Raw genomic sequence first — 18,052 nt, 5'->3', positions numbered from 1 at the left:
TCTTGACGTGGGTGACCGATACGCAGGTCATAAAGACAGTATGGGAATTGGTAATCGACAAGGGTAGGTCAAATTTTTCCCCCAATAGCGGGATAGCTGGAGTTGGAGTTAACACCACTCCATAGGCTCGTAGTCACAGGGCATTGAATGACCACTTGGTAGCAACAACCAGTCATTGTTCACTTGGTGTCTGAATGGCTGTTTTGGCCGGAGGCCGTGTGAAAACGTCTTCGTGTCTATGATGTTCCTAATGGCATGCCGAGGGTTGCGCAATGACACGGTTCGTTCAAGGAAAGAATAGGTCGCAGGCCGCACTTTTGCCAGTGCTGCTTGATGACTATGTCGGTGAAGACAACCCGGTGCGCATCGTGGATGCCTTTGTCGAGCAACTCGATCTGCGCGGGCTTGGCTTTGCCGGCGTCGATCCCAAAGCCACGGGGCGGCCGTCTTACCATCCAGCCATCTTGCTCAAGCTGTACATCTACGGTTACCTCAACCGGACTCCATCCAGTCGCCGCCTCGAACGGGAGGCTCTGCACAGCATTGAGCTGATGTGGCTACTGGGACGGCTTGCACCCGACTTTAAAACGCTTGCCGACTTTCGACGAGACAATGGCACCGGTATCTGCAATGTCTGCAAGCAGTTCGTTGTGCTGTGCTGGGAGCTGAAGCTATTCACGCACGCTGTCGTCGCCATTGATGGCAGCAAGTTCAAGGCGGTAAATGCTCACGACCGCAACTTCACGCGTGGCAAACTGGAGAAGCGGATGCAGGAAATTGATCACTGCATTGCGCGTTATCTCAGTGCACTGGAAACCGCAGATCGCCAGCCTTCAGAGATAGCGGAAGCGCGAACCACGCGAATTCAGCAAAAGATGGCCACTCTGAAAAAGAGCATGGAAAGACTGCAGCAGATCCAGGCGCAGTTAGAGCAAGAGCCCTCTGCGCAGATTTCTTTGACCGACCCAGACTCCCGCGCCATGGCAACCAGTACCAACCGTGGACTGGTGGGATATAACGTGCAGACCGCTGTCGATACCCGGCACCATCTCATCGTTACCCATGAAGTTACCAATAGCGGCAGTGATCGCAGCCAACTGGCCAAAATGGCCATACAAGCGCAGTCGGCACTGGATGTCTTGGGCATGCAAGCCATTGCAGATCGTGGCTACTTTAAAGGCGAAGAAATTCAAAAGTGTGAAGAGGCCGGCATTACTGCGCTGGTATCAAAACCGATGACCTCTGGCGCGAAGGCCGAAGGGCGCTTCGACAAAGAGGACTTCGTGTTTGATCCGGTCGCTGGCGAATACGTCTGCCCGGCAGGCAGTCGCTTGAAATGGCGATTTGCCCGGATTAAGTCTGGCCTGCAGATCAATCGTTACTGGGGCTCAGACTGCCCGCGTTGCCCGATCAAAGAAAAGTGTACGCCAAGTGATTATCGACGTGTCAATCGATGGGAGCACGAAGCCACATTGGAAGCCATGCAAAGGCGACTGGATATCCAGCCTGGTGCGATGAAACTACGGCGGCAGACTGTGGAGCATCCCTTCGGGACATTGAAAGACTGGATGGGGGCGACGCACTTCCTGACACGTACCCCGGAACATGTCAGCACCGAGATGAGCTTGCACGTACTTGCCTACAACTTGAAGCGAGTCATGAAGATCATAGGATTTGCAGGGTTAATGGCGGCAGTAAAGGCCTGAAGGGAGCCTTTTACTCATCTAAATAGCCTTGTTCGCACTGAGACCGAACTGGATAACCCGGCAAGAGGTGGTGCGAACCACTTTGGCATTAACCGGTGCTGCGTTTCCACACAGCCTCGCCGATCTGCAGCCATGTCCACCATGGGGAGGGGGCCAATCGTCGACCGAAGCGGTCGGTTGCAGGCATGGGCACCTGACGTGTTTGAGGCTTGGAAAGGTAGCACTACGCACTGCCCCTGCTTATTTGTTAAACACAAACAGCCTACCCCCTCCCGCTCCAATAAAGCCATATGTCTTAAGCTGAAATGTAATTTCTTTGAGTAAAAAAAGCTGGTACACAGATCATGCTGTCCCCCTGCATACGGATCGGTAAGGTTGGCCGCAGATTATAAAAGCGGCAATAAAAAACCGCACCCGAAGAGGTGCGGTTTCATGAGCCAAATCAGTCCGGCTTACTTGTTCATGCGGCCGGCAATGCGCATGCGCAGTGCGTTCAGCTTGATGAAGCCGCCGGCGTCGGCCTGGTTGTAGGCACCGCCGTCGTCGTCGAAGGTTGCGATGTTCATGTCGAACAGCGAGTTGGTCTTCGAATCGCGGCTGACCACGATCACGTTGCCCTTGTACAGCTTCAGACGCACCCAGCCGTTGACGCTCTGCTGGGTGTAGTCGATCAGGGTCTGCAGCGCCTTGCGCTCCGGCGCCCACCAGTAGCCGTTGTAGATCATACTGGCGTAGCGTGGCATCAGGTCGTCCTTCAGGTGCGCCACTTCGCGGTCCAGGGTGATCGACTCGATGGCGCGGTGCGCCTTGAGGATGATGGTGCCGCCCGGGGTTTCGTAGCAGCCGCGCGACTTCATGCCGACGTAGCGGTTTTCCACCAGATCAAGACGGCCGATGCCGTGCTTGCCGCCCAGCTCGTTCAGCTTGGCCAGCACTTCGTGCGCCTTCAGGCGCACGCCGTTCAGCGCCACGATATCGCCGCGCTCGAATTCGACGTCCAGGTATTCCGGTGCATCCGGTGCCGCTTCCGGCGACACGCTCCAGCGCCACATCGATTCCTCGGCCTCGGCCGACGGGTTTTCCAGGTGACGGCCTTCGAAAGAGATGTGCAGCAGGTTGGCGTCCATCGAGTAAGGCGCGCCACCGTTCTTGTGCTTCATGTCGACCGGAATGCCGTTCTTCTCGGCGTAGGCCAGCAGTTTTTCGCGGGACAGCAGGTCCCACTCGCGCCACGGCGCGATCACTTTCACGTCCGGCTTCAGGCCGTAGTAGCCCAGCTCGAAACGCACCTGGTCGTTACCTTTGCCGGTCGCGCCGTGCGATACCGCGTCGGCACCGGTCAGGTTGGCGATCTCGATCTGGCGCTTGGCGATCAGCGGACGGGCGATGGAGGTACCCAGCAGGTACTCGCCTTCGTACACGGTGTTGGCACGGAACATCGGGAACACGAAGTCGCGCACGAATTCTTCGCGCAGGTCGTCGATGAAGATGTTTTCCGGCTTGATGCCGAACTGCAGCGCCTTCTGGCGTGCCGGTTCCAGTTCTTCGCCCTGGCCCAGGTCGGCGGTGAAGGTCACCACTTCGCACTGGTAGGTGTCTTGCAGCCACTTCAGGATCACCGAAGTATCGAGGCCGCCGGAATAGGCAAGTACGACTTTGTTGATATCAGACATCGTTTTCTCTTTCAGATACGCTTGGGTTGCCGCCGGATCAGTCGTCAATACGACCCAGCATCAAGTATTCAATCAGGGCTTTTTGTGCGTGCATGCGGTTTTCTGCCTCGTCCCATACTACGCTTTGCGGGCCGTCAATGACAGCAGCAGCCACCTCTTCGCCGCGGTGCGCCGGCAGGCAGTGCATGAACAGCGCGTCAGGGTTGGCCGCGGCCATCAGCTCGCTGGTGACCATGAAACCGTCAAATGCCTGGCGGCGCGCCTCGGCCTCGCCCTCGTAGCCCATGCTGGTGAACACGTCGGTGGTCACCAGATCGGCGCCGCGCGCGGCGGCCAGCGGGTCGTGCGACGCCGCGAAGCAGTCCGCGCCGTAGTCTTGGCCATCCAGCACCGTCAGCTCGTAACCGGCCGGGGTGGCGATCTGCAGCTTGAAACCCAGCAGCTTGGCCGCCTGCAGCCAGGTGCGGCTCATGTTGTTGCCATCGCCGATCCAGGCCACGGTTTTGCCGCGGATGTCACCACGGTGTTCAATATAGGTCAGGATGTCAGCCAGAATCTGGCACGGATGGTATTCGTTGGTCAGGCCGTTGATCACCGGCACGCGCGAGTTGGCGGCCAGCGTTTCCACCATGTTCTGCTCGAAGGTGCGGATCATGATGATGTCGCTCATGCGCGACAGCACGCGCGCGGTGTCTTCCACCGGTTCGCCGCGGCCGATCTGCGAGCTCTTGCCGTCGAGGAACATGGCGTGGCCGCCCAGCTGTGACATGCCGGCCTCGAACGACACGCGGGTGCGCGTGGAATTCTTCTCGAAAATCATGGTCATGACCTTGCCCAGCAGCGGACGGTACAGCTCGCCAGAGACATGTCGTCGCTTCAGAACCTGTGCTCGGTGGAAGATGTGCTGGCACTCTTCGGCTGTCAGGTCACTGAATTGTAAAAAATGTCTGGTTTTGGTCATGTTGAATTCCGGAAAAAATGAATGCCACGGCAGCGTGAAAACGTGGCGTTTTCATGCGCAGTGGCACATTACTACACGCAAACTGGCGTTGCCTGGCTCGGATTGTCGCAATATCTGCCCATGTACATTTCATGTTTTACAGAATTGCGACATGGTTATATGTATCCGAAATCCAATCTGGTGACAAGTCTGTGTGGCATTTACGCGCCAGCGTCCGCACGCAATTTTTCAAAAAAACCGATATGAATCATCGTGCTAGGCATTTTCCGGTGTTTAGCATAATCAACACGACGGCGCGGGCGCTCATTCCCGCGCCACTGCACTAGCCTGTCCCGGCAACGCCGCCAGTTCCGCCGCCGTCAGCACCCGCACCCGGTACTCGCCGCCCTCCTCGTCCAGACCATGCATCTCGATGCGCTTCTGCGTTTTCAACAGCCGCGCCAGATAGGCGATGATGCCATCGTCGATCACCTGCCCCGGCACCAGCACCGGAATGCCCGGCGGATAGGGCACGATCTGGTCGCAACAGACGCGACCGGTCAGCTGCGGATTGGCCCGCCCCTCGTCGTCGAACAGCGGCAGGCGTTCGCCCGTTTCATAGAAGGCATCGCGTGGCAGGCAGGCCAGGTGGGTAAAGCCGGGGATCTCCGGCATCCGCCCCAGTAGTCGCGGCGGGCGCTGCTCCTTGGCCAGTCGCAGCAGCGCATCGAACAGTCGCGACACCTTGCTGCGCGTGGTGCCCACCGTCAGCAACAGGGTGATGGTATTGAAGGTGGATTTCTCGAACTGGATGTTGAAGCGCTCGAACAGCGCGCGCTGCAACTCGTCGGCACTGTAGCCGGCTTGCGAGATGTCCACCGTCAGCTTGGTCGGGTCCAGCCGGATGCCGTCACCGCACACGCTCTGCGGCAGCAGGTCTTCCAGCTCCAGCACGCGGAAGGCGCCGGTGGAGTTGATCTTCTGCCGCAACTCCTGCGCCAGCTTCAGCGCGCGATCGAGCAGGCGGAAGCCCTCTGTCACCGCCTGCTTGCGCGCTACGTCGAGACTGGCGATCAGGTTGTACTGCGGGCTGGTCGAGGCGTGCATATTGAAGTTTTCGCGGAACAGGTGCTCGTCGAAAGCCGGGTCGTTGACGTGGATCATGCTCGCCTGCGAGAACGCCGACAGCACCTTGTGCGTGCTTTGCGTGACATAGTCGGCGCCGGATTCCAGCGCCGTTGGCCGCAGCGCGTGGTGAAACCGGGCGTGACCGTACCAGGCCTCGTCGACCACCACCTTGATGCCGGCGGCGTGAGCGGCGGCGATGATGGGCGGCAGGTCGTAGCGCAGGCCGTCGTAGGTGCAGGAGGTCAGGATTAGCACCCGCGCGTCAGGGTTGGTCGCAATGGCGTCGAAAATTACCGTTTTGGGCACCGGCCCGAAAATGCCGTAGTGGCGGTTGACCGAGGAGTCGAGATACAGCGGCAGCGCGCCGGACAGGATCACGCCGTGGTGCACCGATTTGTGACAGTTGCGGTCCAGCAGCAGCTTGTCGCCCGGCGCCAATAGCGTCTGGAAAATCACCTTGTTGGAGGTGGAGGTGCCGTTGGTGGCGAAATAGGTCTTGCGCGCGCCAAACGCCTTTGCGGCCAACGTTTGCGCGTCGGCGATCACCCCGGTCGGGTGCAGCAGCGAATCCAGCATCGGCACCGACACCGACAGGTCGGCGCGCAGCATTTCCTCGCCGACGAAATCGTAGAAATCGCCGACCCACGGGCTGTTCTTGAACGAGTCGCCGCCGGAGTGGCCTGGGGTATGCCACGAGTCCTTGGCCATGCTGACGTACAGCTTGAGGCGGTCGTAGAACGGCGTCGCCGACTTCTCCGCCAGCTCGGCGGCAAGAATGCGGAACCAGCCGTGAAAATCCTGCTCGTCGCGGTAGAAGTAACCATCCACCGCGTGGCTGGCCAGCGTCTCCATCAGCACCTTCTCGTCGTCGTCCTGCAGCAGGATGTACAGCGACAACTCCGGCCGTAGCGCGGAAATCTGGTTGGCCAGCTCCACCGCCGGCTGCGTCAGCCCCTGCTCCTTCATACCCTTGTCCAGCAGCACGAACTGCAATTCGCCGTCGTGCGCCACCTGCGCCAGCGCATCGCTGCTGCGGGCAACGCTGGCGAAACACAGGCCCAGCGAATTGTGCAGTTTGGCGGCGGCGGCGTTCAGCCCCGCCAGCACGCTGGCCTGCCAGCGGGCGTCGTTGCTGACGATCAGAACCCGGCTTACTGGTGTCATGGTTTCCTCCTGCGGCGCAGGCCGTGTTCCCAGTCTAGCTGCCCCGATGACAAGCTGCTAAGCGGCGTGCAGCAGTGATGCCAGACGACCACGCCGGCGACGCGGCAAAGCAGGCGGGCGGCCAATCCGCTACAATGCGCGGATGCTGACCGACGCCGAAAAAGATTCCCTGCGCGAGTACTATCGCGCCATTGCCGACAACCTGCCGGGCTTCCGCCCGCGCGCCGCCCAGCGACAAATGCTGGCCACCGTCGCCAACGCCTTTGGCAGCACCCTGAGCAAGGCCGAGGACAGCGACGACGCGCCGGAGCGCAACGGCGAGAGCATCGCCGTGATCGAAGGCCCGACCGGCGTCGGCAAGAGCCTGGCCTACCTGCTGGCCGGCGGCGTGATGGCCAAGTCGCGCGGCAAGAAGCTGGTGGTCACCAGCGCCACCATCGCGCTGCAGGAACAGCTGGTCAACCGCGACCTGCCGTTCGCCATCGAAAAAAGCGGCCTGCCGGCCACCTTTGCACTGGCCAAGGGCCGCGGCCGTTACCTGTGCCCGTACCGCCTGTACCAGCTCACCGCCGACAACGCGCAGGGCGAGCTGATCGCGCAGGACCCGGCGCTGGCGCTGTGGGAGCGCAAGCCCGAACAGGGCGAGATCGAGGCGCTGCGTCAGCTGGCCGACGCCTTCTACTACCGCAAGTGGAACGGCGACCGCGACAGCTGGCCGGAAATGATCAATGACGAGCTGTGGCGCCGTGTCACCAACGACCGCCACGGCTGCCTGAAAGCCGGCTGCCCCAACCGTCCGGAGTGCCCGTTTTATCTGGCGCGCGAAACGCTGGAAACCGTCGACATCGTGGTCGCCAACCACGACCTGATGCTAGCCGACGTGGCGATGGGCGGCGGCGTGATCCTGCCGGCGCCGGAAAACAGCTTCTACTGCATCGACGAGGCGCACCACCTCGCCAAGAAGGCCGTCAACCAGTTCGCCGCCGAACACAGCCTGGCGCAGGCGATGGCGTGGCTGGACAAGATCACACCGCTGGCGACCCGCGTCGAAAGCCTGATCGACAAGCCGGAGCTGGCCAGCAACGCCTGCGAGGCGGCAGCGGCCTGCATGGAAAGCCTCACCGAATGGCTGTGGCTGCTGCAGACCGAGCCGTCGCTGGAAGCCAGCAGCGACAATCTGGAGCCGTCGTGGCTGGTCGAGGACGGCGTGCTGCCGGAGTCGATGAAGATTCCTGCGGCCAACATGGCGCTGTCGGCGCGCATGCTGTACAAGAACCTGACCGGCATGAGTGACGGTCTGGCCCAGCTGCGCAAGGACAAGCAGCAGGAGACGCTGCTGATCGACAAGACCAGCTCCGACGTCGGCTTCATGGTCGGCAAGTGCGAACAGCTGATGGCTCTGTGGGACCTGTTCGAGAAGGAGCCGGAAGAAAACGCGCCGCCGATCGCCAAGTGGGTGACCCGCCGCGCCGACGGCAAGGGCGACTACCTGTTCTCCGCCTCGCCGGTAAGCGCAGCCGGCAGCCTCGCCGCCACACTGTGGCGCCGTGCCGCCGGTGCGGTGCTGACCTCGGCCACGCTGCGCTCGCTGGGCAGCTTCGATCTGCTGCTGTCGCAGACCGGCCTCAAGTGGCTGGAGCAGGTTCAGACCGTGGCGCTGGATTCGCCGTTCAACTTCAGCGAACAGGGCGAGCTATACGTGCCGCCACTGCTCAGCACCCCGAAAGACCCAGCCGGTCACACCCGCGAAATCATCGACTGGCTACCCAAGCTGGTCGACCCCAACGAGGCGGTCGGCACGCTGGTGCTATTCACCTCGCGCAAGCAAATGCAGGAAGTGGCGGAAGGGCTTGCGGCCAACCTGCGCGAACGGGTGCAGATGCAGGGCGAGCTGCCCAAGGCAGTGCTGCTGCAGAACCACCGCGACGCACTGCAGGCCGGCCGCGCCAGCGTGCTGTTCGGGCTGGACTCGTTCTCCGAGGGGCTGGATCTGCCGGGCGAAGCCTGCGTGCACGTCATCATCGCCAAACTGCCGTTCGCGATGCCGGATGATCCGGTCGGCCGCACCCTGTCGCGCTGGATCGAAAAACGCGGCGGCAACCCGTTCGTGGAGCTGACGGTGCCGGAGGCGTCGATCAAGCTGATCCAGGCCGTCGGCCGCCTGATCCGTACCGAACAGGACTATGGCCGCGTCACCATTCTTGACACCCGCATCGTGCGCCAGAACTATGGCAAACGCCTGCTGGCCGCCCTGCCACCATTCCGCCGGATTTGATATTGGGGAAAGCCGCCATCCTGCCGCCACCGCGCAGGATGATGCCCACCCGGTTTTACGGTAGAATGGAGGGTAAACCCGAACCGTGACTGACATCGCAGAACAGTTTGCTCTGCCACATAACAATTCAGCACAGGGCAAGAGACCACACCCACTCAAAAGAACGCGCCCGGTTAAGCCATGATCTGTAATCCATACGAAATCGTTATCCAAGGCCTGACATCCGAAGGCCGCACGTTCCGTCCCAGCGACTGGGCCGAACGTCTCGCCGGCATCCTCTCGTCGTTTGGCGACGACCAGAAGCTGGCCTATCACCAGTTTGTACGCCCGATGATGCTGGACAACGTCCGCTGCGTCGCAGTGGACAAGAAGCTGGAAAAAAACCAGCCGCAGGTATTCCGCTTCCTGATGGATTTTGCCAAGGACAACGATCTGCGCATCGTGGATTGCCGCACCCTGATCGACGAAATCTACCCGAACCAGTTTCTGGCCTGACATGCTGGCAGCACGCAGGCAGACGGCGCGGGTCGTCCGCTAACGTGATGTTTGCTATCATGACGGCTTGAACCCATCAAGCGATGAACGCATGTCCACACTGATCAAAAGCCAGCAAGATATCGAAAAAATGCGCGTTGCCGGACGGCTCGCCGCGGAAGTGCTCGACTACATTACGCCCTTCGTCAAACCCGGCGTCACCACCAACGAACTGAACCAGCTCTGCCACGACTACATGGTCAATGTGCAGGGCACCATCCCGGCGCCGCTGAACTACGCACCGGATGGCGGCATTCCGTATCCGAAATCGATCTGCACCTCGATCAACCACGTGATCTGCCACGGCATCCCCGACGACAAACCACTGAAAAGCGGCGACATCCTCAACATGGACATCACCGTGATCAAGGACGGCTACCACGGCGACAACAGCCGCATGTACTACGTCGGCCAGGTCAGCGACTTTGCGCGCCGCCTGTGCAAGGTCACCTACGAGTGCATGTGGAAGGGTATCGAGAAGGTCAAGCCGGGCGCTCGTCTCGGTGACATCGGCAACGCCATCCAGCGCCATGCCGAAGGCGCCGGCTACAGCGTGGTACAGGAATTCTGTGGTCATGGCATCGGCACCAAGTTCCACGAAGAGCCACAAGTGCTGCACTACGGCCAGCCGGGTACCGGCATGGAACTGAAGGCCGGCATGATCTTCACCATCGAGCCGATGATCAACCAGGGCAAGCGCCACCTGCGCCTGCTGGCCGATGGCTGGACCGTGGTCACCAAGGACCGCAGCCTGTCGGCGCAGTGGGAACACACCGTGCTGGTCACCGAAACCGGCTACGAAATCATGACCACCTCCGACGGCACCCCGCCGAAACCGGTGTGGAAATAAACTGCAGCAGCGTTAACGAGGCCGGACTGAATGTCCGGCCTTTTGCGTGAATATGCACATTCCCGCCAAAAAGCGGCCAGTCCCCCTTTTCTTCCGCCACTAAGCAGGCACAATGCCCTGCAGCCGGCGCGCCCAGAGCACGCCCCCTCCCCACCTCCCAAGCTAGTGCGTTGAATGTGCTGACCCTCGTCATGGCCATCGATCTGGCCGAAGCAGTCGAATTTGCCGACCTGATGCGCGCCAGCGGCGAGCATGCCCGCGAGCACGGCGCGCGGCAGACCCTTGCCGCCGCCGAGACCCTGCTGCGCGAGCTGCATGCCACACTAACCGGCAACAGCACGTCCCTGCTGCCGGCACAGCGGGCCCAGGCCGACAGCCTGCTGCCGGCCCTGCTGGAACTGGCCCGCCGTCTGGATGCTTCGCAGCCGCAGCAGGCATTGTTCGCCATGGTGCTGGCCCAGGCGCTTGCCACCAGCCTGCTGCACCAGGCAAAACGGGGACTGCAGCAGGAAGCGGGCCGCAGCGGCTTTTTCAGCAGCAACAAAAGTAAGATCGACGCCTGCGCCGATTGCCTCGCCTGTGCCATCGAGGTGCTGCGCACCCATGCGCTCGGCTACAGCAGCCTGCCACCCGGTTTCTGGCAGGATTGCCACCGCCTGTACCGCTACCTGCTGGATGGCGGCTGGGAAAGCAAAACTGCCGCCGGCAAGAACGATACCCTCGGCGCACTGTACCGCCAGCTGCTGCTGTTCGGCGTCACCGCCAGCAACCGGCTGGATCCGGCGCGCATCGAGTGCCTGGTGCGGCTGGCCCGCGAAGGCGGCAAGCATGCCCAGCTGCTGCCGCTGGCATCGGCAGTGGACGGCAACGGCTTCATCGTCGACCTGGAGCGCGATGCCGCGCCGCGTCACAGCAGCATCCGCGGCAAACCGGGGCAGGAGCATGCCCAGCTGCTGCTCGGCGTGCACCGCGTGCTGCAGAGCTGGGAAGAAAAAAGCCAGGCCACCCCGCAACTGGATGCCGCGGCACAGCTGGAGCAGCAGCTGATCCTGAAACTGCGCCAGGAACTGGTCTATCCGCCGCAGCGGCGCTACCTGCGCCTGCACAGCAAGAGCGAAGAGTTCGTGCAGCTGCACGCCACCCTCGACCACTGCTGGCAGGCACTGCAAGCCGACAGCGACGATACACCACCGCCAGTGGCGCAGATGCAGGTGTGCAATATGAGCGCCAGCGGCTACCTGCTGCGCGGCCAACTGCCGACCATGCCACTGCGCAGTGGCGAACTGGTGCTGATCCGCCGTCCCGGCCGTGACCCTTTCCTCGGCGTGGTGCGCTGGATCAACCGCCACAGCCCGTGCGGCGACACCGAATGCGGCATCGAGATCGTCGGCAAGAACCCGGAAGCGATCCAGGTGAAGCCGGTGGTCACCTACGCCACCGAACAGGTGCAAAACGCGATCCGGCTGGCTGCCAATGCCCGCCTCAACCCGCAGGACGTGCTGGTGATGTACGGCAAGCCGTACCAGGCGCTGCGCCAGTTCGAGATCCACCAGCCGCAGGGCGTGCTGCCGGTCAAGGCCACCCGCCTACTGCTGCAGACCGCCTACTACCAGCTGATCAACGTCCGCGCCGAACGTCACTGAGCCATTCCGGCGGCAAGGCCTTGCCGCTTTCGGCGCAGCGTTTGCATAAAACCCTTGAGCAGCAATGGGGATTTTACTAGTCTGTAGCTCTCCAACTGTCGCCCAGAGCGCCCCATGGCCACCCTCCGCTTCCACCCCGCCCTGCTGCATACCCTGCGCCGCTACGACAAGGCCACCTTGCGCCAGGACCTGATGGCCGGCATTACCGTCGGCATCGTCGCGCTGCCGCTGGCGATGGCGTTTGCCATTGCCAGCGGCGTGCCACCACAGGCCGGCATCTTTACCGCCGTCATCGCCGGCTTCCTGACCTCGCTACTGGGTGGCAGCAAGACCTCGGTCAGCGGCCCGACCGGTGCCTTCATCGTCATCATCTACGGCATCGTGGTCAAATACGGCATCGCTAACCTGATCATCTGCACCTTCATGGCCGGGGCGATGCTGGTGCTGATGGGGCTGCTGCGGCTGGGGCAGGTGATCAAGTTCTTCCCGATGCCGCTGATTACCGGCTTCACCAACGGCATCGCGGTGCTGATCCTGCTCACCCAGCTGAAGGATTTCTTCGGTCTGCCGATCGGCAGCATGCCCAGCGGCTTTTTCGCCGTCGTCGACCTCCTGCGCCACACCATCAATCAGTTCGACCCGCTGACGCTGGCCGTCTCCGCCGCCTCACTGCTGCTGATCCTGCTGTGGCCGAAATCACTGAACCGGACGCTGCCGGGGCCGTTCGTGGCGCTGGTGCTGGCCACACTGACCGTCAGCCTGTTCTCGCTGCCGCTGGCCACCATCGGCAGCAAGTTCGGCGGCATTCCGCAAGGGCTACCCGAGCTGCACGGCCTGGCCTTCGACCCGGAACACCTGTCCGACCTGCTGGCCCCGGCCTTCACCATCGCGCTGCTCGGCGCCATTGAGTCGCTGCTGTGTGCCGTGGTCGCCGACAACCTGACCGGTGACAAGCACGACGCCAACCAGGAGCTGATCGCGCAGGGCATCGCCAACATGGTGGTGCCGTTCTTCGGCGGCATTCCCGCCACCGGCGCCATCGCCCGCACCGCCACCAACATCAACAACGGCGGCAAGACGCCGGTGTCCGGCATCGTGCATGCGCTGTTCCTGCTGCTGGTGATCCTGATCGCGGCGCCGCTGGCGGCCTACATCCCGCTGGCGGTGCTGGCCGCCATCCTGATCGCGGTCGCCATCAAGATGGGCGACTGGGACATCCGCAAGGCGGCACAGTTTCCGAAGCGCGACACGCTGGTGCTGGTGGTGACCTTCGCGCTGACGGTCATCTTCGACCTCACCATCGCGGTGCAGATCGGGCTGATGATGGCGGCGGTGTTCTTCATCCAGCGCATGGCCGGCAGCACCAGCGTGCAGGAGCTGAAAGCCGAACATCAGCAGCTGTACGAACGCCACTCCATCGCCGGCAAGCACATCCCCGACGGCTGCATCGCCTACCGCATCGAGGGCGCGTTATTCTTCGGCGCCACCGACCGCATCGAGGCCATCGCCAACGCCCATCCCGAGGCGCGGGTGATCATCCTGCAACTGCACCGGCTGGTGATGCTGGACACCACCGGCCTGCTGGCGCTGTCGGCGCTGAACCGGCACCTGAAGGCGCAGGGGCGCACCCTGATCCTGTGCGGCGCCGGCACCGAGGTGATGCAGATGCTGAAACAGGCGCGTCTCGCCCGCGAGATGGGCAACCGCAACATCCAGCCCGATCTGACCACCGCGCTGCAGCACGCGGAAGAAGTGCTCACCGCCGGCGTGGTGTGGGCCTGAGCCTACCGCGATGGCTTAATGACTCACCGTATGCCGAGCGCCTTGCGGCGCGGACGCGAAAAAGGGCAGCCAGCCGGCTGCCCTTGTCGCATACCGCGAACGGGTTAACCCCGTCCCGACTCAGCAGGCCTCGCCCACCGCCGGCCCGGCCAGCGCATCCTTGGGCATGCTCAGCTGCATCACCGCCGCGCGCGCCTGCGCGAAGCTGTCGGTAGCCAGCAGCGCCTGCCAGTCCGCCTGCGCGCCCCGCCCGGCCATTTTCTGCAACCGTGCGGCCAACCCTGGCAGCTGCGGATCGGCCAGCTCGGCCAGCAGCTGGTCGGCCAGATCGGGACGGTTGCACACCAGCGCCATGTCGCAGCCGGCGTCGAAGGCGGCACGGGCACGCTCGACGATATTGCCGACCCCGGCGGCGCCTTCCATGGTCAGGTCGTCGGAGAAGATCACGCCATCGAAGCCCAGCTCGCCGCGCAGGATGTCCTGCAACCAGACTTTGGAAAAACCAGCCGGCTGCGCATCCACCGCCGGATAGACCACGTGCGCCGGCATCACCGAGGCCATGCCTGCCGCCGCCAGCTGCGCAAACGGTTGCAGATCGTCGGCCTGCAGTTGCGCCAGCGAGCGCTCATCAACCGGGATCACGTGATGACTGTCGCCCTCGACGAAACCGTGACCGGGGAAATGCTTGCCGCAGGTGGCCATGCCACCGCCGGCCAGGCCCTGCTGCAACGCCAGCGCCAGCGCGGCCACCACTTGCGGGTCACGGTGGAAGCTGCGGTTGCCGATCACCGCGCACTGCCCCCAGTCCAGATCCAGCACCGGGGTGAAGCTGAGGTCGATGCCGCAGGCACGCAGCTCGGCGGCCAGCACGTAGCCGACCTGGCGCGTCAACTCCGCCGCCTTGTCGGCGTTGACATCCCACGCCTCGCCCAGCCCCCGCATCGGCGGCAGGCGGGTGAAACCGTCGATGAAGCGCTGCACGCGGCCGCCTTCGTGATCGACGGCGATCAGCAGCTGCGGTTCGCGCAGCGCGCGGATCTCGGCGGTCAGCGCCTTGAGCTGCTCGATGTTCTGGAAATTGCGACGGAACAGGATCACGCCGCCGACCAGCGGGTGGCACAGCCGCTCGCGCTCGGCAGCGGTCAGGGTAAAGGCCGCGACGTCGATCATCACCGGGCCGCGAGGCAATTGCAGGGGAAGCTTGTTCATGAAGTAGACGCCATCAAGGGTTGGCCGCAAGCGCGCTTTCGCAGACCACGAAAGCGAACGCGTGTTGTTGTTCATCGCTGATCGACAGGTGCACCGCGCAGATGCCACGCTGGTGCAGGAAAGCCTGCAGCGGATCGGAAAAGGCAAACATCGGCTTGCCCAGCGCATCGTGCACCACGGCAATCGCGGTCAGCAGCACCGGCGCGCGCACGCCGGTACCCAGCGCCTTGCCCAGCGCTTCCTTGGCGGCGAAGCGCTTGGCGAGAAAGCGCGCCGGCTGTTTCGCCTGCGCCAGTTCGGCCCGCTCGGACTCGGCCAGCAAACGTTGGCCGCAACGCAGACCATGCCGTGCCAGCAGCGCATCGAAGCGCTCGATGCGCGCCATGTCGGTGCCGATGCCGTAAATCATTACAGACCCTGACGACCTTCGATCATCAAGGCCTTCATCTGGCGCACCGCCTCAGCAAAGCCGACAAACAGCGCGTGGCTGACCAGCGCGTGACCGATGTTCAGCTCGGCGATCTCCGCAATCGCAGCGATCGGTTTCACGTTGTGGTAGTTGAGGCCGTGACCGGCGTTGACCACCATGCCGAGATGGCTGCCGAATACCGCCGCCTCGCGGATGCGTGCCAGCTCGGCCTGCTGCTCGTCATGCTTGAAATCGGCGTGGGCGTAGGCGCCGGTGTGCAGCTCGATGACACGGGCACCGGCATCGAACGCGGCCTGGATCTGCTCGCGGTCAGGATCGATGAAGATCGACACCCGGCTGCCGGCAGCCGTCAGCTGGCGGGTGAAGTCGCGCACCTGGTCAAAGTAGCGGATCACGTCGAGGCCGCCCTCGGTGGTCACTTCCTCGCGCTTTTCCGGCACCAGGCACACGTCTTCCGGCTGCACGCGCAGCGCGTTGGCCAGCATCTCGTCGGTCAGCGCCATTTCCAGGTTCATGCGTGTCTTGATCACGCGGCGCATGGTGTCGACATCATGGTCCTGGATATGGCGACGGTCTTCACGCAGATGCAGCGTGATCAGGTCGGCACCGCTGGATTCGGCCACCAGCGCCGCTTCGATCGGGCTGGGGAAACGGGTACCGCGCGCCTGGCGCAGCGTCGCCACATGATCGATGTTCACACCTAGCAAAATCATTCTGTATCTCCGGCAAGGCGCGCCGTCAGTCGGACAGCGCGTAGAGGGTCGTCAGCAATTCGCGCGAAGCCAACGGCTCCGGGCCCAGCAATTCATCCAGCAACAGCCGCAACAGCAGGCGCGCTTCACGCCGGGTTTGCGGCTGCTCGAAATCGGCGGCGGCCAGCGCCACCAAGGTGGCACCGCTGACGTTGGCCGCACCGCGTGGCGCCTGTTCGCCGTCGGTCAGCTCCGGCGCGGCGCCGAAGCGGCACAGGTAGCGCGCCTGCGGTGCGATGGCCTGCGCCAGATGATCCTGCGTCAGCGCCGGCGCGTAGCCCAGCTCTTCCAGCAGCGCCAGCTCGAAGCGGCGCAGCACGGTGGCGGTCAGCGCATGATCGACCAGGCTGCGCACCGCGCGATCGTACAGCTTGAACAGCGCCGGCGACGGGTCGTCGCGCGCCGCCAGGCGCAGCACCAGCTCGTTGAGATAGAAACCGGTCACCAGCCGCGCACCGGCAAACTGCGGTACGCCACCGCGCCAGTCGGCGGTGTGCAGGGTGCGCAATTCACCCTTGCCGAACCAAGCCAGCTGTAAAGGCTGGAACGGCAGCAACAGCCCGCGCAAGTCGGAACGCGGCCGCCGCGCACCGCGCGCCACCAGCGTGAAACGGCCGTAATCGCGGGTCAGCACTTCCACCAGCAGACTGGTCTCGCGGTAGGGCTGAGTATGCAGCACGTAGGCCGGCTGGCGATCAACCCTGCTCTGCTGCATCCGTCCCTGCCTGCGGCTTGCGCCAGCTGTGCACGCGGCCAACCTGCGCCACGCGCAGCTCGAAGCCGGCGTACCACTGCACAAAACCCTGCCGCTGCGCCAGCTGGTGCTCGCTATTGGCCTTCCACGCCGCGATGGCCGCCTCGCTGTCCCAGTACGACACGGTGATGCCGAAACCGTCGGCATCGCGCACGCTTTCCACGCCGAGAAAGCCGGGCTGCTCGGCCGCCAGCTCGACCATGCGCTCGCCCATGTCGGCGTAGCCCTGTTCGACAGCGCTGCGCTGGCTGCTAAAAATCACCGCCCAGTAGGGCGGTGTCGGGGTACGGGCAAACATGCGGCCAACCTTTGCTCAGTCTCAGTTCAGGCCGAAATCGCGCAGGAAGCGCACGTCGTCGGCCCAGCCGGATTTCACCTTCACCCACACCTCGAGGAACACCTTGCAGTCAAACAGCTGCTCCATGTCGAGACGGGCCTCGGTGGAAATCTTCTTCAGTTTCTCGCCACCACGGCCGATCACGATCGGCTTCTGCCCTTCCTTGTCCACCAGAATGGCGACGTGGATGCGGAACATGTGACCGTCGACCTCGAACGCCTCGACTTCCACGTTCATCTCGTACGGCAGCTCTTCACCCAGGTAGCGGAACAGCTTCTCGCGCACGATCTCGGCGGCGAGGAAGCGCTGGCTCTTGTCGGTGATCATGTCTTCCGGGTACAGCGGCACCGAGGCCGGCAGGTGCGGGCGCACCTTGTCCAGCAGCTCGGCCAGGCGCTGGCCGTGCTTGGCACTGACCACTTCGGCATCGGCAAACTCGAACTCCTCGCGCACCTGCTGGATGAAGGCGTTCAGCATCAGGCTGTCCTTGGCCTTGTCGACCTTGTTCAGCACCAAGATCACCGGCGTGTTCTTCGGCAGCAACGCCATCACCTCGCGGTCGGCATTGGACAGCCGCATCGCCTCCAGCACGAACAGCACGCAATCGACGCTGCCCAGGGTGTCCTTCACCGACTGGTTCAGCGTGGCATTGAGCGCGCCCTTGTGAAAGGTCTGGAAGCCGGGGGTATCGACGAACACGAACTGCGCATTCGGCTCGGTATGGATGCCGTTGACGCGGTGGCGCGTGGTCTGCGCCTTTTTCGAGGTAATGCTGATCTTCTGGCCGATGAGATGGTTCATCAGCGTGGATTTGCCCACATTGGGGCGGCCAACGATGGCGACAAAGCCACAGCGGAAATCGGTATCGGTCATGG

General features: G+C 63.0%; 14 protein-coding genes and 1 pseudogene. 6 read left to right on the top strand and 9 right to left on the bottom strand.

Features of this window, described 5'->3' with window-relative positions:
• The first annotated feature begins 272 nt into the window (after positions 1-272).
• A complete protein-coding gene (locus tag C8E02_RS04075; RefSeq protein WP_120809743.1) occupies positions 273-1,706 on the top strand; it encodes an IS1182 family transposase in 1,434 nt (477 codons plus the stop codon).
• A 452-nt stretch (positions 1,707-2,158) separates the two neighbouring features.
• Here C8E02_RS04075 and C8E02_RS04070 read toward each other — a convergent pair whose 3' ends face one another.
• The 3 genes from C8E02_RS04070 to C8E02_RS04060 all read right to left on the bottom strand — a co-directional run bounded on the left by C8E02_RS04070 (position 2,159) and on the right by C8E02_RS04060 (position 6,611).
• Complete coding sequence (locus C8E02_RS04070; RefSeq protein ID WP_047966258.1) at positions 2,159-3,379, bottom strand: argininosuccinate synthase; 1,221 nt, start codon at positions 3,377-3,379, stop codon at positions 2,159-2,161.
• 37 nt (positions 3,380-3,416) lie between these two features.
• The gene (gene argF / locus C8E02_RS04065; RefSeq protein ID WP_047966259.1) at positions 3,417-4,340 is read right to left on the bottom strand and encodes an ornithine carbamoyltransferase; all 924 of its coding nucleotides are present in this window, start codon (positions 4,338-4,340) and stop codon (positions 3,417-3,419) included.
• Positions 4,341-4,643: 303 nt separating this feature from the next.
• On the bottom strand, positions 4,644-6,611 hold the full coding sequence (locus tag C8E02_RS04060) for an aminotransferase class I/II-fold pyridoxal phosphate-dependent enzyme (RefSeq protein WP_120809742.1): 1,968 nt from the start codon (positions 6,609-6,611) through the stop codon (positions 4,644-4,646).
• A 142-nt stretch (positions 6,612-6,753) separates the two neighbouring features.
• On the opposite strand from C8E02_RS04060, the gene dinG reads away from it, so the two are divergent.
• The 5 genes and pseudogenes from dinG (at position 6,754) to C8E02_RS04035 (ending at position 13,695) form a co-directional block, all read left to right on the top strand.
• A complete protein-coding gene (dinG, locus tag C8E02_RS04055) occupies positions 6,754-8,886 on the top strand; it encodes an ATP-dependent DNA helicase DinG (protein ID WP_120809741.1) in 2,133 nt (710 codons plus the stop codon).
• Between the two features lie 180 nt (positions 8,887-9,066).
• Positions 9,067-9,354 (top strand): annotated as a pseudogene (locus C8E02_RS04050) (DUF3579 domain-containing protein); the annotation flags it as partial.
• A gap of 118 nt (positions 9,355-9,472) precedes the next feature.
• Positions 9,473-10,270: a type I methionyl aminopeptidase gene (gene map / locus C8E02_RS04045; protein ID WP_047966263.1), complete on the top strand. Its 798-nt coding sequence runs from the start codon at positions 9,473-9,475 to the stop codon at positions 10,268-10,270.
• 176 nt (positions 10,271-10,446) lie between these two features.
• Positions 10,447-11,913, top strand: a complete 1,467-nt coding sequence (locus C8E02_RS04040; protein WP_147424428.1) for a hypothetical protein — start codon at positions 10,447-10,449, stop codon at positions 11,911-11,913.
• Positions 11,914-12,027: 114 nt separating this feature from the next.
• Positions 12,028-13,695, top strand: a complete 1,668-nt coding sequence (locus C8E02_RS04035) for a SulP family inorganic anion transporter (protein ID WP_120809739.1) — start codon at positions 12,028-12,030, stop codon at positions 13,693-13,695.
• Between the two features lie 120 nt (positions 13,696-13,815).
• Here the strand turns inward: C8E02_RS04035 and nagZ are convergent, their stop codons facing one another.
• Genes nagZ through era form a run of 6 tightly spaced genes read right to left on the bottom strand, consistent with a single transcriptional unit; the run spans position 13,816 to position 18,050 of the window.
• Positions 13,816-14,904, bottom strand: coding sequence for a beta-N-acetylhexosaminidase (nagZ, locus tag C8E02_RS04030; RefSeq protein ID WP_170152093.1), 1,089 nt, complete (start codon positions 14,902-14,904; stop codon positions 13,816-13,818).
• Positions 14,905-14,917: 13 nt separating this feature from the next.
• On the bottom strand, positions 14,918-15,313 hold the full coding sequence (gene acpS, locus C8E02_RS04025; protein WP_047966267.1) for a holo-ACP synthase: 396 nt from the start codon (positions 15,311-15,313) through the stop codon (positions 14,918-14,920).
• Positions 15,313-16,047: a pyridoxine 5'-phosphate synthase gene (gene pdxJ, locus C8E02_RS04020; RefSeq protein ID WP_120809737.1), complete on the bottom strand. Its 735-nt coding sequence runs from the start codon at positions 16,045-16,047 to the stop codon at positions 15,313-15,315. The genes acpS and pdxJ overlap by 1 nt, the downstream gene beginning before the upstream one ends.
• A 25-nt stretch (positions 16,048-16,072) precedes the next feature.
• Positions 16,073-16,801, bottom strand: coding sequence for a DNA repair protein RecO (gene recO, locus C8E02_RS04015; protein WP_245961057.1), 729 nt, complete (start codon positions 16,799-16,801; stop codon positions 16,073-16,075).
• On the bottom strand, positions 16,782-17,138 hold the full coding sequence (locus C8E02_RS17595; RefSeq protein WP_120809735.1) for an antibiotic biosynthesis monooxygenase family protein: 357 nt from the start codon (positions 17,136-17,138) through the stop codon (positions 16,782-16,784). Before C8E02_RS17595 ends, recO begins: the two co-directional genes overlap by 20 nt.
• Positions 17,139-17,159: 21 nt before the next feature.
• Positions 17,160-18,050, bottom strand: a complete 891-nt coding sequence (gene era / locus C8E02_RS04005) for a GTPase Era (protein WP_047966271.1) — start codon at positions 18,048-18,050, stop codon at positions 17,160-17,162.
• Positions 18,051-18,052: the final 2 nt, after the last annotated feature.

The organism is Vogesella indigofera (genome assembly GCF_003633895.1).
Classification (GTDB): Bacteria; Pseudomonadota; Gammaproteobacteria; order Burkholderiales; family Chromobacteriaceae; genus Vogesella; species Vogesella indigofera.
The sequence above is the reverse complement of the archived record's forward strand: the minus strand, read 5'-3'. Positions and strand labels throughout refer to the sequence as shown.